At 58.5% G+C, this 15261-nt stretch carries 12 protein-coding genes and 1 tRNA gene; 2 read left to right on the top strand and 11 right to left on the bottom strand.

The genetic code is table 11. The annotated features are described in order from the left end of the window. Positions 1-25: 25 nt before the first annotated feature. From mtgA to ACR0KS_RS12265, 5 genes are all read right to left on the bottom strand, one after another. Positions 26-760: a monofunctional biosynthetic peptidoglycan transglycosylase gene (gene mtgA / locus ACR0KS_RS12285; protein ID WP_170564677.1), complete on the bottom strand. Its 735-nt coding sequence runs from the start codon at positions 758-760 to the stop codon at positions 26-28. A gap of 39 nt (positions 761-799) precedes the next feature. After that, positions 800-1750, bottom strand: a complete 951-nt coding sequence (locus tag ACR0KS_RS12280; RefSeq protein WP_170564673.1) for a Hint domain-containing protein — start codon at positions 1748-1750, stop codon at positions 800-802. A gap of 183 nt (positions 1751-1933) precedes the next feature. After that, complete coding sequence (gene gltB / locus ACR0KS_RS12275) at positions 1934-6466, bottom strand: glutamate synthase large subunit (protein WP_170564671.1); 4533 nt, start codon at positions 6464-6466, stop codon at positions 1934-1936. Continuing rightward, entirely contained in the window at positions 6463-6900 is a 438-nt protein-coding gene (locus ACR0KS_RS12270; RefSeq protein ID WP_170564667.1) for a GFA family protein, read from the bottom strand. The genes gltB and ACR0KS_RS12270 overlap by 4 nt, the downstream gene beginning before the upstream one ends. 23 nt (positions 6901-6923) lie before the next feature. Then, positions 6924-8357, bottom strand: coding sequence for an NAD(P)-dependent oxidoreductase (locus ACR0KS_RS12265; protein WP_170564664.1), 1434 nt, complete (start codon positions 8355-8357; stop codon positions 6924-6926). A 230-nt stretch (positions 8358-8587) separates the two neighbouring features. Between ACR0KS_RS12265 and ACR0KS_RS12260 the strand changes: the two genes are divergently transcribed. Continuing rightward, positions 8588-9391, top strand: coding sequence for an undecaprenyl-diphosphate phosphatase (locus tag ACR0KS_RS12260; RefSeq protein WP_170564661.1), 804 nt, complete (start codon positions 8588-8590; stop codon positions 9389-9391). Here the strand turns inward: ACR0KS_RS12260 and ACR0KS_RS12255 are convergent, their stop codons facing one another. Continuing rightward, on the bottom strand, positions 9392-10375 hold the full coding sequence (locus tag ACR0KS_RS12255) for a complex I NDUFA9 subunit family protein (RefSeq protein WP_170564658.1): 984 nt from the start codon (positions 10373-10375) through the stop codon (positions 9392-9394). Between the two features lie 197 nt (positions 10376-10572). On the opposite strand from ACR0KS_RS12255, the gene ACR0KS_RS12250 reads away from it, so the two are divergent. Beyond that, positions 10573-10659: transfer RNA gene (locus ACR0KS_RS12250), tRNA-Leu, on the top strand. Between the two features lie 70 nt (positions 10660-10729). On the opposite strand, the gene ACR0KS_RS12245 is transcribed toward ACR0KS_RS12250, so the two are convergent. The 5 genes from ACR0KS_RS12245 to ACR0KS_RS12225 all read right to left on the bottom strand — a co-directional run bounded on the left by ACR0KS_RS12245 (position 10730) and on the right by ACR0KS_RS12225 (position 15191). Next, positions 10730-11710 (bottom strand): hypothetical protein, encoded by a 981-nt coding sequence (locus ACR0KS_RS12245; protein ID WP_170564655.1) that lies wholly within the window; start codon positions 11708-11710, stop codon positions 10730-10732. Between the two features lie 118 nt (positions 11711-11828). After that, positions 11829-12281, bottom strand: a complete 453-nt coding sequence (locus ACR0KS_RS12240) for an SRPBCC family protein (protein WP_170564652.1) — start codon at positions 12279-12281, stop codon at positions 11829-11831. Positions 12282-12387: 106 nt separating this feature from the next. Then, complete coding sequence (locus tag ACR0KS_RS12235) at positions 12388-13191, bottom strand: XdhC family protein (RefSeq protein ID WP_170564649.1); 804 nt, start codon at positions 13189-13191, stop codon at positions 12388-12390. A 12-nt stretch (positions 13192-13203) separates the two neighbouring features. Next, positions 13204-14391 (bottom strand): VWA domain-containing protein, encoded by a 1188-nt coding sequence (locus tag ACR0KS_RS12230; protein ID WP_170564646.1) that lies wholly within the window; start codon positions 14389-14391, stop codon positions 13204-13206. Next, on the bottom strand, positions 14391-15191 hold the full coding sequence (locus ACR0KS_RS12225) for an AAA family ATPase (RefSeq protein ID WP_480693225.1): 801 nt from the start codon (positions 15189-15191) through the stop codon (positions 14391-14393). The genes ACR0KS_RS12230 and ACR0KS_RS12225 overlap by 1 nt, the downstream gene beginning before the upstream one ends. Positions 15192-15261 lie beyond the last annotated feature (70 nt).

The raw sequence follows: 15261 nt of genomic DNA, 5'->3' as shown, positions 1-15261 counted from the left end.
CTTTAGCCTTGCGAGGCCGTGGGTTTCAATCCTCGAAACAATTTGCGCGACCATCTGCGCGAATGGTGGCCGCTCCATCCAGGATCGCAGCAGCGCGGCGGCGCGTCCGAACCGAGGGGTCCGTGACCGACTTGTTGCGCGGCGAAGGCAGGATGGCGGCTATACGGGCGGCCTGCACCGGAGAAAGGCGCGAAGCTGGTACATTAAAGTTTTTCTGGGCTGCCGCCTCTACGCCAAAGACCCCATTTCCGGTCTCGGCCACGTTCAGGTAAACTTCGACAATTCGCTGCTTGCTCCAAAAGATTTCAACGACCGGGGTGATCGTGGTTTCCAGCGCTTTGCGGACCCAGCTTCGCCCCTGCCAAAGAAAGACATTCTTCACCACCTGCTGAGTGATCGTCGACGCCCCGCGCGTACCGCCATCTTCAAGCGCATCGCGAATGGCTTCTACGTCAAAGCCCCAGTGCAGGCAGAAATTCGCATCCTCAGCCGCCACAACAGACCGCACCATGACCGGAGAGATGTCTTCAATCGGCACCCAGTCTCTTTCAACTTTGCCCAAACGCCGCCACTCAGACCAAATCGTATGCGTGATCGGCGGATTGACCACAGAATAAAGCAGCACCAAAGCCACCATGAAAGCGACCGCTGCCAACGCGATCCGGCCCACCCAGAGCCGGACGCGTGGGATCATCGTTTTCTTGGATTTGGACGCCTTGCTTTTCTTACCGCTCGATTTGCGCGCTGCTTTCTTTGCCATGCAGTTGCTATACGACGCGGAGCGCGAGTTTGGAACGGTTTATATGGCGATTGTGCGCGCTTCGCGGGGGCGCACCACCGGGCGGGCTTTTTCTGGCAAAACCGAGTTTCTCCGACGCAACTCGGGAAAGAGGGTCAGCATCTCAGCTTGAATGTCCTTGTCCGCCTGCGCAATCGCGTGGCCGGGGTAGTAGCTTTCTGTTTTTGCGCCATTGGCAAAAACGATCTCATGGCGTGAAAATAGCAGGTGAATATACTCCACCTGACCGCCCTCGACGCGTTTGACCGTGGTTCCGTTGGTCAGACAATGGGCTGCAATGAGAACTTCGGAATGGCCAAACAGGAAAGGCGCACGCCAATCCTCTATCAACATTCTATGCTGAGGGGATACAGTGAGCGGGTGATCCAAGCCCAAGACCCCGGCCTCAAATCGAATGGGGGCCAGTTTTCCCTCGGCTGGCACAGTCGTTTTACCCACCCACAGCAAGGGCTGTGCTCCGTTGTCGGCCGTTGTTACCTGATCTCCGGGCTTCAGCACTTCAATCCGCCGGGGGCCGTTCGGAGTGTCGATAAGGGTTCCCGGTGTAAAACACGGCGGCCCCAGATCATCATTGGCTATGCTGACCGAGCCAAACGAGTTTCCCGTATCGCTGAAATCCGTGACCGATGAGCTGACAAAGGTTCCATCCTGCAAAACCTTCCCGTCCGTTGGGGTAAAGACCTCGCGGCCATCGGCAAGATAGAAGGTCACGCCCGTGTAGGTGATCTGCGTCCCATCCGACAGTTGGATGGTGACCACATCGTCAAAAAAGGATGATCGGATGTCCGATCCGTCGACCGAGTCGCCATTCAGCCTATTGACCAGACCGTTGTCATTCTGGTCCACGATATCGAACTTCTGAACGGTGAGAGTTGATCCCGGAACCGTCCCCGTTGCATCCGGGTTGGCCGGGTCAAATACATAGAACTGGTCTGTATAGGTCGTGGGCATTTTGGTGCTCCTGCGAACTCGTAAAGCCGGGCCGCAGCAAGGCTGAAAACCCTCAAAACATTATGATCCGAACTAGGCCCGAATACAGGGATAACACAAGAAAACCGTTGGAATTGCAGAGAAATAGGAAAACCCGCGTGTTTTTGATGACACGCGGGTTTATTTGTTCAGATTTCAGGCAGCTTATTCCGCGGGAACGGCTGTTGCCTCGTTGGTCAAGGGATGGCTGAGCTTGTTCAACATCTCTTTCGGGCAGACCTGCAGGAAGTTGGATTTCTCAACATCCCAATGCTGTAGAATATCCGCGGCCTTGCGGCTGTGGGTCTCGGCGTGATGGGTCTCGATCAGCGACTTCAGCTCTGCTTCCCAATGGTCCACAGTCACTGGGCAAGTCACCAGCGTTTCCATGTTCATCAACGCCTGCGCCTTGCCTTCGGGGTCATACAGATAAGCCATGCCGCCCGTCATGCCTGCGCCAAAGTTGGCCCCAATGTCTCCGAGGATCACCGCAACACCGCCGGTCATGTATTCGCACCCGTTCGAGCCACAGCCCTCGATCACCACCTTGGCACCCGAGTTCCGCACCGCAAACCGTTCACCGGCGCGGCCTGCCGCGAACAGGTGGCCATCGGTGGCACCGTACAGAACGGTGTTGCCAATGATTGTGTTGTCATCTGCCTTCAGCGGGCTGACCTGCGGCGGGCGCACGATGACCATGCCGCCAGACAAACCCTTGCCAACATAGTCATTGGCGTCACCGGACACTTCCAGCTTCAACCCCGGAGCCGCAAAAGCCCCCAGTGACTGACCGGCCGAGCCCTGCAGCTTTACATGCAGGTGGTCGGACTGGAACGTGTTCCGCATCCCGAAATTCTGCACGATATGGCTGGAAACCCGCGTGCCCACCGTCCGGTGCGTGTTCTGGATGGCGTAAGACAGCTGCATCTTCTCACCATCTTTCAGGAACCGGGCTGCATCGCGCACAATCTCGGCATCCAGCGTGTCAGGCACCGCGTTGCGATCCTTGCGGCGATTATAAACGATGTCCTGCGCACCATCGACGGTGATCAGCAACGGGTTCAGGTCCAGATCGTCCAGATGCGCCGAACCCCGGCTGACCTGTGCCAGCAGATCGGCCCGCCCGATGATCTCATCAATCGAGCGCGCACCGAGGCTGGCCAACAGTTCACGCACTTCCTGCGCGTAGAAGGTGATCAGGTTGACGACCTTATCTGCGTTGCCGGTGAACTTGGCGCGCAGGGATTCGTCCTGCGTACACACACCAACAGGGCAGGTGTTCGACTGGCACTGACGCACCATAATACAACCCATCGCGATCAGGGCGGCGGTGCCGATGCCGTATTCCTCGGCCCCCATCATCGCGGCCATGACAATGTCCCGCCCGGTCCGCAACCCGCCATCGGTGCGCAGGGTCACGCGGTCGCGCAGGTTGTTCATCGCCAGAACCTGATGCGCCTCGGTCAGACCCATCTCCCAGGGTAGACCGGCATATTTGATCGAGGTCGCGGGCGACGCACCCGTGCCACCATTGTGACCCGAAATAAGGATAATATCCGCTTTCGCCTTGGCCACACCTGCCGCAATCGTACCAACGCCCGAGGACGCGACCAGCTTGACCGTCACCTTACAGCGCGGGTTGATCTGCTTCAGGTCGTAGATCAGCTGCGCCAGATCCTCGATCGAGTAAATGTCGTGATGCGGCGGCGGTGAGATCAGCGTCACACCTTTGGTCGAGTGCCGCAGACGCGCGATCAGGTCGGTCACTTTCATGCCCGGCAACTGGCCACCCTCACCGGGTTTTGCACCTTGGGCGACCTTGATCTCAAGCTCTTCACACTGGTTCAGATATTCGGCCGTCACACCGAACCGGCCCGAGGCCACCTGTTTGATCTTGGCCGACGGGTTGTCGCCATTCGGCTCCGGCACGAAATGCGCCGGATCTTCGCCGCCCTCACCCGAGTCAGACTTGGCACCGATCCGGTTCATCGCCACGTTCAGCGTCTTGTGCGCTTCGGGCGACAGCGCACCCAGCGACATGCCCGGCGTGACAAAGCGTTTGCGGATCGAGGTGATCGACTCGACCTCTTCAATCGGCACCGGCTTGCCCAGCGGTTTGAAATCCATCAGGTCGCGCAGATGGATCGGCGGGTTCGACTGCATCTTGGCCGAGTACTGCTTCCACAACTCATAAGACGCACGATCACAGGCCATCTGCATCATATGCATCGAGGTCGCTTCCCACGCGTGGGTCTCACCCGATTTACGCGCCTTGTAGAAACCACCGATGGGCAACACGTCCAGACCGCTGTCCCAGCCCTTGGCGTGGATTTCCTCGGCCTTGGCCTGAATACCGGTCACACCGATGCCGGAAATCCGGCTGGTCATGCCCGGGAAATACTCGGCCACCATCGCACGGCTGAGGCCAACGGCCTCAAAGTTCAAACCGCCGCGATAGGAGGAAATCACCGAGATGCCCATCTTGGCCATGATCTTCAGCAGACCTTGATCGATTGCCTCGCGATAGCGCGCCACATTTTCCGTCAGCGTTCCATCCAGCAGGCCGCGATCAATGCGGTCGGCCAGCGAATCCTCGGCAAGATAGGCGTTCACAACGGTCGCACCGCACCCGATCAGCACGGCAAAGTAATGCGGATCGACACATTCGGCGGAGCGCACGTTCAGCGAACAGAAGGTCCGCAGCCCCTGACGGGTCAAATGCGAATGCACGGCGCTGGTTGCCAAGATCATCGGCATCGCCACGCGGCCCTCGCCCGAGTTCATATCGGACAGCACCAGATGGCCGGCGCCCGAACGCACGGCTTCTTCTGCTTCGGCTCTGATACGGGCCAATGCAGCGTTCAGAGCACCGCGACCGGGCTCAAAGCTACAGTCGATTTCGGCGAGTGGTGAGTTGAAGGTCTCGACCAGCTTCTCCCACTGGGCGTTGCCGACAAAGGGGCTGCCCAAGGTGATGATCTCGGTCTGGCTGCTGTCTTCATCCAGCACGTTTTTCAGGTTTCCGAACCGAGTCTTCAGCGACATCACGCGGTATTCGCGCAGGCTGTCGATCGGCGGGTTGGTCACCTGGCTAAAGTTCTGGCGGAAGAAATGGCTGAGCGGGCGGTACTGCTTGGACAATACTGCCGACGGGGTATCGTCGCCCATCGAGGCGATGGATTCCTTGCCATCCTCGGCCATCGGCGCGAGGATTTGCTCCAACTCTTCAACCGAATATCCTGCCGCGATCTGACGCTTGCGCAGCTCCTCACCGCTGAATTTCGCGGTTTCGGTCACGCCCGCCAGCGATTCATCCAGATCATTGATCTTGCCAACCCACTCTCCAAACGGCAGGGCGCGCGCCAGTTTGTCCTTGATCTGCTTGTCGCGATAGAGCTTGCCGCGCTTCATATCCACGGCCAGCATCTGACCCGGACCCAAAGCGCCTTTTTCCGTCACCGAAGCCTCATCAATCGGCACCATCCCGGCCTCGGACCCGGCGATGACCAGACCATCGCCCGTCACGACATAGCGCATGGGGCGCAGACCGTTGCGGTCCAGACCGGCGCAGACCCAGCGGCCGTCTGTCATGGCCAAGGCTGCGGGGCCGTCCCACGGTTCCATCACCGAGTTGCAGTAGGAATACATGTCGCGCCACGCTTGCGGCAGCTCGACCGCCTGCTTGGACCAGCTTTCCGGCACCAACATGGTTTTCGCCATCGGAGCCGAGCGGCCCGCGCGGACCAGAACCTCAAAAACCGAGTCTAATGCGGCCGAATCCGACGATCCACCAGCGATGATCGGTTTGATATCTTCGGCATAGTCGCCAAAGGTCGAGGACGCCATGCGGATCTCATGGCTTTTCATCCAGTTTACGTTGCCTTTCAGCGTGTTGATCTCGCCGTTATGGGCCAACATGCGGAAGGGCTGCGCCAGCCACCATTGCGGGAAGGTGTTGGTCGAATAGCGCTGGTGGTAGATCGCAAAGGCAGATTCGAACCGTTCGTCCATCAGGTCGGGGTAGAAGACAGCCACCTGCTCGGCCAGCATCATGCCCTTGTAGATGATCGAGCGGCACGACAACGAGGCCAGGTACAGCCCGGAAATCCCCGCGGCCAAGGCTGCTTTTTCGATGCGGCGACGGATGACATAAAGCTCACGCTCAAAGGTTTCTTCGTCCACGCCTTTGGAATTGGAAATCAGGATCTGCTCGATCTCAGGCCGGGTCGCGTTGGCCTTTTCACCCAGACAGGTCACATCGACGGGCACGTGACGCCAGCCGTAGATGTAATAACCCATGCGCAGGACTTCGGTTTCCACGATGGTCCGGCAGCTTTCCTGTGCGCCAAAATCTGTACGTGGCAGAAAGACCTGACCAACCGCGATCAGCTCATCCAGATTGGGCTCGTGCCCGGTGCGGCGAATCTGGTCATAAAAGAAGGGAACAGGGATCTGCACGTGGATACCAGCGCCATCGCCGGTCTTGCCATCTGCATCCACGGCACCCCGGTGCCAGATCGCCTTGAGGGCGTCGATCCCCGCATCAACAACCTTGCGCGATGGCTTGCCGTCAACGGATACAACAAGGCCCACACCGCAGGAAGAATGCTCTTCTTCCTCGGAATAGAGACCGTTTTCCGCCATCCACTGACGTTTGGCTTCTTCGGCGCGCACCCAATCGGCATCGTATTTGGTCATTGGCTGTCTCCTTCTTCCGGTTGGGCGTACATGGCTTCGACCTCGGCTTTGGTCATCTGCCGGCGCTCGCCTACAAACGCGTACCCTTCGGGCTTTTTGTCGATATAGAGTTCTAGTTTCAGCGGGCCGCCTGCGGCGTTTTCAAACAGGCCAGCCGCCATTTGTGTATGTCCGTGCATCTCACCCGGCAAAGTGATCCGATACCAAAGCGCCGAGCCACATTCGCTACAAAATGCTCGTTCGGCCCAGTCTGACGACGTAAAGGTCTTAACCGGTCCCAACGCGGCATAGCCGGGTTCGGTTGGAAAGGTCATCAACATCGAACTGGTCCAGCGGCGGCATTGATCGCAATGACACGCACCCAGCGCGTCCTGCGCCGGGGTCGCGGTTACAGTGACTGCACCGCACATGCATTGGCCTTGCAACTCGGGCATCCTGCCCCTCCTGATCGCTGAGCTTACTCGGCTGCGACCGCAGCCTTGGCGTTGAATCGATCGATGATCGCATCGGCACAGTCGCGACCGTCACGGATCGCCCACACGACCAGAGAGGCCCCGCGCACGATGTCACCGATGGCATAGACGCCGTCCATCTCGGTCTCACCGGTCTGGAACGCGGCCTTGACGGTGCCCCAGCGGGTCACGGACAGGTCTGGCTGGCCGAACAAGGTGGGCAGGTCTTCGGGCTCGAACCCCAGCGCCTTGATCACCAGATCGGCGTCTTCGACATAGTCCTCGCCTTCGATCACCTCAGGGGCTTGGCGCCCGGTGGCGTCGGGCTGACCCAGACGCATTTTCTGCACCATCACGCCAGACACCTTGTCGTCTCCGGTAAAGCCCTTGGGCGCACTAAGCCATTCAAAAACCACGCCTTCTTCTTCGGCGTTCTGCGTTTCGCGCTGCGAGCCCGGCATGTTGGCACGGTCGCGGCGATACAGGCATTTGACCGAGGTCGCGCCCTGACGGATCGAGGTGCGAACGCAATCCATCGCGGTATCACCGCCGCCGATCACGACAACTTTCTTACCCTCGGCGTTCAGGCGGCCATTGTCGAAATCCTCGACAGCATCCCCAAAGCTCTTGCGGTTCGAGGCGGTCAGGAAGTCGATCGCCTTTTCGATCCCGCCCAGACCGCTGCCCGGCATGGACAGATCGCGAGACTTGTAGACGCCCGTCGCGATGATCACCGCGTCATGCTTCCCACGAATTTCGTCGAATTTCGCAGCGTCGACGTCGCAGTTCAGAACAAACTCAACTCCGCCATCGGCCAGCAGATCATTGCGGCGCTGAACAATATCTTTTTCCAGCTTGAAACCCGGAATGCCGTACATCAGCAACCCGCCCGCACGGTCATAACGGTCATAAACAGTGACCTGAATTCCCGCCCGACGCAGCATGTCAGCGGCGGCCAGCCCACCCGGGCCAGCACCGATGATGCCTACACTTTCGCTACGCTCTGCACCCGGCACGACGGGTTTCACCCAACCTTTGTCCCAGGCGGTGTCGGTGATGTATTTTTCGATCGTTCCGATCGTTACAGTGCCGTGGCCGGACTGTTCGATCACACAATTCCCTTCGCACAAGCGATCCTGCGGGCAGATGCGGCCACAGATCTCGGGGAAAGTGTTGGTGGCCTGACTGGTTTGATAGGCTTCTTCCAAACGGCCAGTCGCGGTCAGGCGCAGCCAGTCGGGTATGTTGTTGTGCAGCGGACAATGCGACTGACAATACGGCACACCGCATTGGCTGCAGCGGCTGGCCTGCTCTTCGGCCTTGGCCGAGGCAAATTCCGAGTAGATTTCGTCAAAGTCTTCCTTGCGCGCGTCCGCGGCGCGCTTTTCGGGCATGGCGCGATCGACTTGCACAAATTTCAGCATCGGTTGCTTGGCCACGGGTCAGACTCCATGAATTGGCTTGGTCGAGCTTCTTTAAGAGATACATGATCAGATGAAAAGTCAATTATACTGACCTACTTTGAAAAATATCCTCAGGATCGGCCAGCCAAATGAAAAAACTTTATCTTTTTAGTTCCGATTCGGACCTAATTGCGCGCTTTTCTTTTCGGCACCACACTTATACCCATTGGTCGCAAAGAATACGTGACGGCGGCACGGGCAGGTAAATGAGCCTTTTTCAACTGATTCTCGCAGCAATCATTCAGGGTATAACCGAATTTTTGCCGATCTCATCCTCTGGGCATCTGATCCTTTTGCCCAGCCTGACCGGCTTGGACGATCAGGGGCTGGCCATTGACGTTGCGGTACATGTCGGCACGCTGGGCGCGGTGGTTCTGTATTTCTGGTCCGAGGTGAAGCAGGCCGCCTCTGGCCTGCCTCGTGCCTTGACCGGGCGCACCGACTCTGCCGAGGCGCGTCTGGCCATGGGCCTTATCATCGCGACGATTCCAACCATCATCGTCGGTGCCATCCTGTTCAAAACCGGCCTCAGCCAATCGCTGCGCTCGATTGCAGTAATCGGGTGGATGATGCTGGGATTTGGTCTGTTGCTCTATTGGATGGATCAAAAGGGGCCGCAAACGAAGAAGGCCGGAGACTGGGGCATCAAAGACGCAGCCATCATGGGCCTTTGGCAAGTGTTGGCGCTGATACCGGGTACGTCGCGGTCAGGGATCACCATCACGGGCGCGCGGCACTTGGGTTATACCAGAGAGGACGGCGCACGGATCGCCATGCTGATGTCGATCCCGACAATTCTGGCATCAGGAACCTTGCTGTCGGTCGATGTGATCCGCGAGGCCGATGCGCAACTGGCCATTGACGGGGCTATCGCCGCCATCTTTGCATTCATTTCGGCGCTACTGGCCCTGACCCTGATGATGCGCCTGTTGCGAAGCGTCAGCTTCACGCCTTACGTGATCTATCGTGTCGTACTGGGCGCAGCATTGCTGATCATCGCCTATAGCTGATCAGATCTTCAGGTTCTTCGCCGAATTCTGAATGTCGTCATACTGACCCAAGGGGCGGAATTTCCACAGGTATTCAGGCAACACCGATTCCAAAGTGGTCGGCTCAATCCCCAGATCAGAAAATCCCATCGCACCTTCAGATACAACATTGTCGCGCCGCAGGTTCTTAAGCTGATCACGGGTCAGGATGTTGTTTGGGAAAAGCTGGAAACTGACGAATTTCACGATATCCAGAACGCCGGCCATGATCCGCGCCGCCCAGAATGGCATTCCTATAATGACCCGACGGCGGTGAATCACGTCGAGCATCTGCTGCATTAATGCCCGGAAAGTCTTTACCTCTGGCCCGCCCAGTTCACACACGCCAGCCGGTGCCTGCCCCAGAACACCTTTTACGGCGGCTTTGGCCACGTCGTCCACGAAAACAGGTTGGAACTTTGTCCCTGCGCCCACCAACGGCAGGAACGGGCTCATCCGCGTCATGCCCGCAAAGCGGTTGAAGAACTGATCTTCGGTCCCGAAAATGACCGAAGGGCGCAAGATAACCGCGCCCGGCATATGCTCCAGAACTGCAGCCTCACCCTGCGCCTTGGTTCGAGAATACTGGCTGTCCGACTCTGCATCCGCACCGATTGCAGAGATATGCACCATCTGCGCGACCCCCTGCTGTGCAGCCAGCCGCGCAATACGCTCGGCACCATCGGCCTGCACAGCGTCGAACTCATTCTTGCCCAGCTCGTTCAGCACGCCAACGCAGTTGACCACTGCATCTGCGCCCTGCATCGCCAGCGCAACCGAGGCGTCATCGCGGATATTGCACAGAATGGGCTCAACCTGGCCCACAACACCGTATGTCTTGACGAACATGGCCTCATTTGGTCGCCGTACGGCCACCCGGACGCGCCACCCTTCACCTGCCATACGCCGGGCGACGTATCGGCCAACAAATCCGGATCCGCCATAAATCGTGACCAGTTTGGACATGCGAGGGCTCCTGCTGATGGGTCTAACACGATCTACCCCTCAAAGCCCAAGCAAACAAGGCGCAATAACGCCGCGCATTTCGGAAATCGAGGCCCAGTTCCGTCGACCTCGGACGTCAGTCAAAAAACTTTCAAAAAACTTCCCGAATCTGGTTGACGCCCACCGCCAGTAGGCTTAAACGCCCCTCCACGACACCTGCCCAGGTGGCGGAATTGGTAGACGCGCTAGCTTCAGGTGCTAGTGTCCGTATGGACGTGGAGGTTCGAGTCCTCTCCTGGGCACCAGATCACCCGAAATTTGAAGCAACGAATGCAAAAAGCGGTTTTTTTGTCTTTTGAATTGGCCTGCCAAATCTCAGGACATCGCGGCAAGCTCTGTCAGCTCGGCGTTTCTCTTCGATGCTTGCGCCTTGACCCGCTTCGCGAACTGAACTGGCAAATCGGGACCGCCCTGAGCGGCATAGGCACCTGCCGTGTCATCCCCAATCAACTCGGCATATTTGGTCCAGGTTCGCAAAACGAACACGTCGCGCAGACTGACGAAGGGCTTTGAGTAGGCTTTGGCCTGCGGTTTGGGAAACTTCATGCCCTTGAAGTATTTCTCTTCGATTCCCGCCCAATCTGTCGGCGTTTCAAATTCGGTCTGTTCCGAACTCTCAGAATACTTGAACGCAGGGTATTCAAGCCCGTATTCCGAACAGCCGTGAGAGATCTTCAAATGAAGGCCCGTCACACCAAACTCTGCCAGCTTGACCTGAAACGCCGCAAGGCAGGCTTTGGCTTCATCCGCGCTGTTGCAATAGATGTAACCCTTGTACGGGTATTTGACCCCGTCGCGCAGTTCGATCATGCATTTTCTGGTATTGTCGCCCGGAAGATCAAGGTTCAGCAGCAACAGATAGGCCTGGATCATCTTCTCGAATGTTTCAGGCAAAATCTGCACCTTATAGCAACCGTGGCACAGCGCCGGGATTACCTTGGTTTCTGCAAAGAACTTCAGGCGCGCGTCGCAATAAGGGGTTTCGCCCCGAACCTTCAACACCTGCCCTGAAAACACCTGAGCAACCGGCACTGCGTGCTTGATGCGCGCGGATTTCAGAACATTCAGCCATCCTCCGTACGCCTGAGCACATTTCGACGGGTCCAATAACGTCTGTTGCCAGTCCTTGGGCAGTGTGGATGCAACCTTGGACTGGGCCCGTCCAAAGGCACCGGAACCGCGATGCGCGCCATCCGACATATCCAGAAGCGTGACCAGACGGCGGATCGCCTGCAAGTCACCCGGCCTGACCGCAATCCAGTTTTCCAGTTGTTCCAGCACCGCGCTGTTCTTCACCGAAGCCTCCTGCCACGAGCATCCCGTCCATAGCCATGGTGATTGCGCCGATTGCGTTTGCCGTCAACTGAATTGCGTCCGACTTGGCCGGGCACTTGGCCCGACCAGCCCAATCCAGTCAGGAAACAGCCTGTTCCGATACAACCTCACCAAACTTGGTGAAGAACTTGCCCGAGAGCTTCTTGGCCGTGCCAGCAATCAATCGGCTGCCAAGCTGGGCGATCTTGCCGCCAACCTCGACCTTGGCGGTATAGGCCAGCACGGTCTCGGCCCCGTCTTCAGTCAACGTCACTTGGGCCCCGCCCTTGGCAAAGCCAGCAGCGCCCCCTTTGCCTTCGCCGGTCAAAGAAAACCCACCGGGCGCATTCGAGTTGTCCAACGTGACCTGTCCGGCAAACCGTGCTTTGACCGGGCCAATCTTCAGGACCACTTTGGCCTCAAGCTCCTCGGGTGAATGCTGGACCAGCTCCTCGCAACCCGGAATACACTCCTGCAGAATCTCGGGCGTGTTCAACGCCTTGTATACAACATCCCGAGGGGCCGCGATGCGGATTTCGTCAGACAGTTCCATTCACATTTCCTTTGTTCAACAACATTTCGGGAAAACCAAAAGCGCGGTTTCCGTCGCCTGTTTGGGGGTTTGTTCGATGCGCGTCGGCCACAATGCCCGCACGTGTTTAAGCAAGTTTTTCATCCTCAGACACCTCCCTTGTCTTGTCCGTGTTCCGCCACATGACGATTTCGGCCAGGATCGACAGGGCGATCTCATGCGGATCAATGGCGTGGATATCCAATCCGGCCGGGGATTTCAGTTGTCCTGCGCGCGCCGGATCAAGCCCATTTGCCACCAACTTGTCGATCAGTGCGTCCGCCTTGCGGCGACTGGCAACCATGGAAACACGCCGCGCCGGTGTGTTCAGAGCAGCCTCAAGCGCCACGGCGTCACCGCGCCCCTGAGACGCCACGACCACGAAATCCCGGGCCTCAAGCCCCAGATCATTGACCGAATCCGGTTCAAAATGCGTGTGTGTGCCGCCGGTTTCGGTGACACAGACCCGAAACCCGGCCAACGCCGCGTGATCTGCAAGGGCAGACGCGATTGGCGACCCGCCGAAAATCACCACGCGCGGCGCATGCTGATACGGCTCCACCAACAGATCGACCGTTCCACCCGAGGGGCAGCCGCTTTTGAAAGTCTGCACGCCATCCGGGTCCGTCATGTTCACCACCTTGTCCGAAGGTTTGATGCGGATCATCTGCGGGGCACCGCTGGCCAGCGCATCCTGCGCCGAGGTCCTGACCGCACGCTGAACGCACGCGCCACCCAAATGGCCCAGTATCCGCCCATCCCGTGTGATCGCCGCCTTACCACCCGCCTTGGCCGAGGTCGCATCCGCCGTTCGTAAAACCGTCGCCACGCAGAACGCGTCACCCGTCCGGCGAAGCTCATCTATCGTGTCGAATATGTCGAAATTTGCCATTCGGGGCTCCTTTCACAATTTCCGGAACTGCGGTTCAAGCGCCGCAAGCGCCTCAAGCGTATTGGCTGGAAGATGGGCATCCAGATACGGCTCGGCCGCCTGCATCGCAGCCGCGATGGGTTGATAGTTCTCCCACCCTTTCAACGGGTTCAGCCACACGATCCGCCGCGCCTTGCGCCGGATGCGCGCCAAAACCGCGCCCAGCGCCTGCGGGTCCGAACTGCAATACCCGTCTGACAGGATCAGCACGATCGTTCGACCATTCAACGCGCGTGCGCCATAGCCTGACACGAACCGCTCCAAACTGCCCGAGATATCAGTGCCGCCCCCGAACCCTTCGGCCATCAGCGACAACCGCCCCGCCGCACGCAAGCTATCGTGGTCGCGCAGCGCATCGGTGACGCGCATCAGGCGTGTGTGGAACAAATAGGCGTCTGCTTCCGTGCCGCTGCCAATCAACCCCTTCAGAAATGCCAGGAACACGCGGGAATAGACGGTCATGGACCCGCTGACATCGCACAACGCAACAATCCGCATCGGACGCGGAGGGCGCGTGCGACGGTACAGGTCCATCGGCTCTCCGCCCCGCGCAAGACTGGCCCGATGTATGCGCCGCAAGTCCAACGCCGGTCCCTTTGACGCCTGCTTGCGCCTACGCGACCGGCGATCGCGGATAGCGCGGGCGATCGACAGCGCAGCCCTTTCCGCCTGATTTAGAGCCTCATCATCCATTAATTCGCGCAGATCCCGGCGCGACAAGTTTGTCGTTCGAGTCGCAACCAGTTTACCATCCACCCCCTCAGCGTCTCCCTCGCCCGGATCAGGGGTGGTGGGTTGCTCTGGTCCAGATAACGCATCGTCACGCGCCTTACCCTGTTGCTGCCAGATCATCGGCTTGGTCGACTGCACGCGAACATGAGTCGTCTCGGACGACCCTTCCCGCTGTTTCCCGGCGTTAAACCAGTATGAGTCGAACAAGTCATCAAACCGACGCCAGTCATCGGCGTCACCCGCAAGAACGGCGCACAACGCACGCCGGGCCTGCCCTGCATCCGTGGCGTCAATCAAGGACAATGCGCTCAAAGCGCCCGCCGTTTCCTTCGGTCCGACCCGCATCCCATTCATCCTCAGATGCGCGACAAAGCCGGACATGCGATCCGCAAAGCCCAAGGCACGGGAGGGAAACCGCGTGACCTGCATTACGCGACCTTTCCAATCAAACGATCCATCACCTCGGGAGGGGCGGCATCATAGTCAGCTGCGGTTTTCAGCAAGCAGACAAGCGTTGCCTGTACCTCGTCCCGCGCCTTGGCCAGATCATTCACGCCCAACCCGGCCAAAGCTGCGGACCAGTCCAGCATTTCCGCAATGCCGGGCGTCTTCTCAAGGCCTTCTTTACGAAGCGCCTGCACCACACCCACAATCTGCCGCGCCAGAGCACCCTCGATTTCAGGCATACGCGCCTGCAAAATCGCCAATTCCGTCTCGCGTGACGGATAATCCAAAAAGCTGTAAAGACACCGCCGCCGCAGAGCATCCGACAAGTCACGCGTGCCGTTTGCCGTCAGGATCACGATTGGCCGAACCCGCGCCTCAATCGTCCCCAGTTCCGGAATCGTGATCTGAAAGTCTGACAGGATTTCCAGAAGATACGCTTCAAATTCCTCATCCGCCCGGTCAATCTCATCAATCAACAAAACCGGAGGTTTGTCTTCACGAATAGCCTCTAACAAAGGCCGTTTGAGCAGATATTCATCTGAGAACAACTGCGCTTCGCTGGTTCCTCCCTGCGCTTCACTCGCGCGAATGGCCAACAACTGACGCTGATAATTCCACTCATAAATGGCATGACTGGCATCCAGCCCTTCATAGCACTGCAACCGGATCAAACGCGTATCCCGCCAAGCCGCCATCGCCTTGGCAACCTCGGTCTTGCCAACCCCTGCCGGCCCTTCCAGCAACAATGGCCGCCCCAACGCCTGCGCCAAGTGCAACGCCATCGCCAACCGATCATCAGCAACATAGCCCTGCGCGGCCAATCCGTTCTGCACATCACTCAAAGTCAAAACC

This window comes from Ruegeria sp. BC7 (genome assembly GCF_056539165.1).
This window is presented reverse-complemented; position numbering and strand designations above follow the sequence as displayed.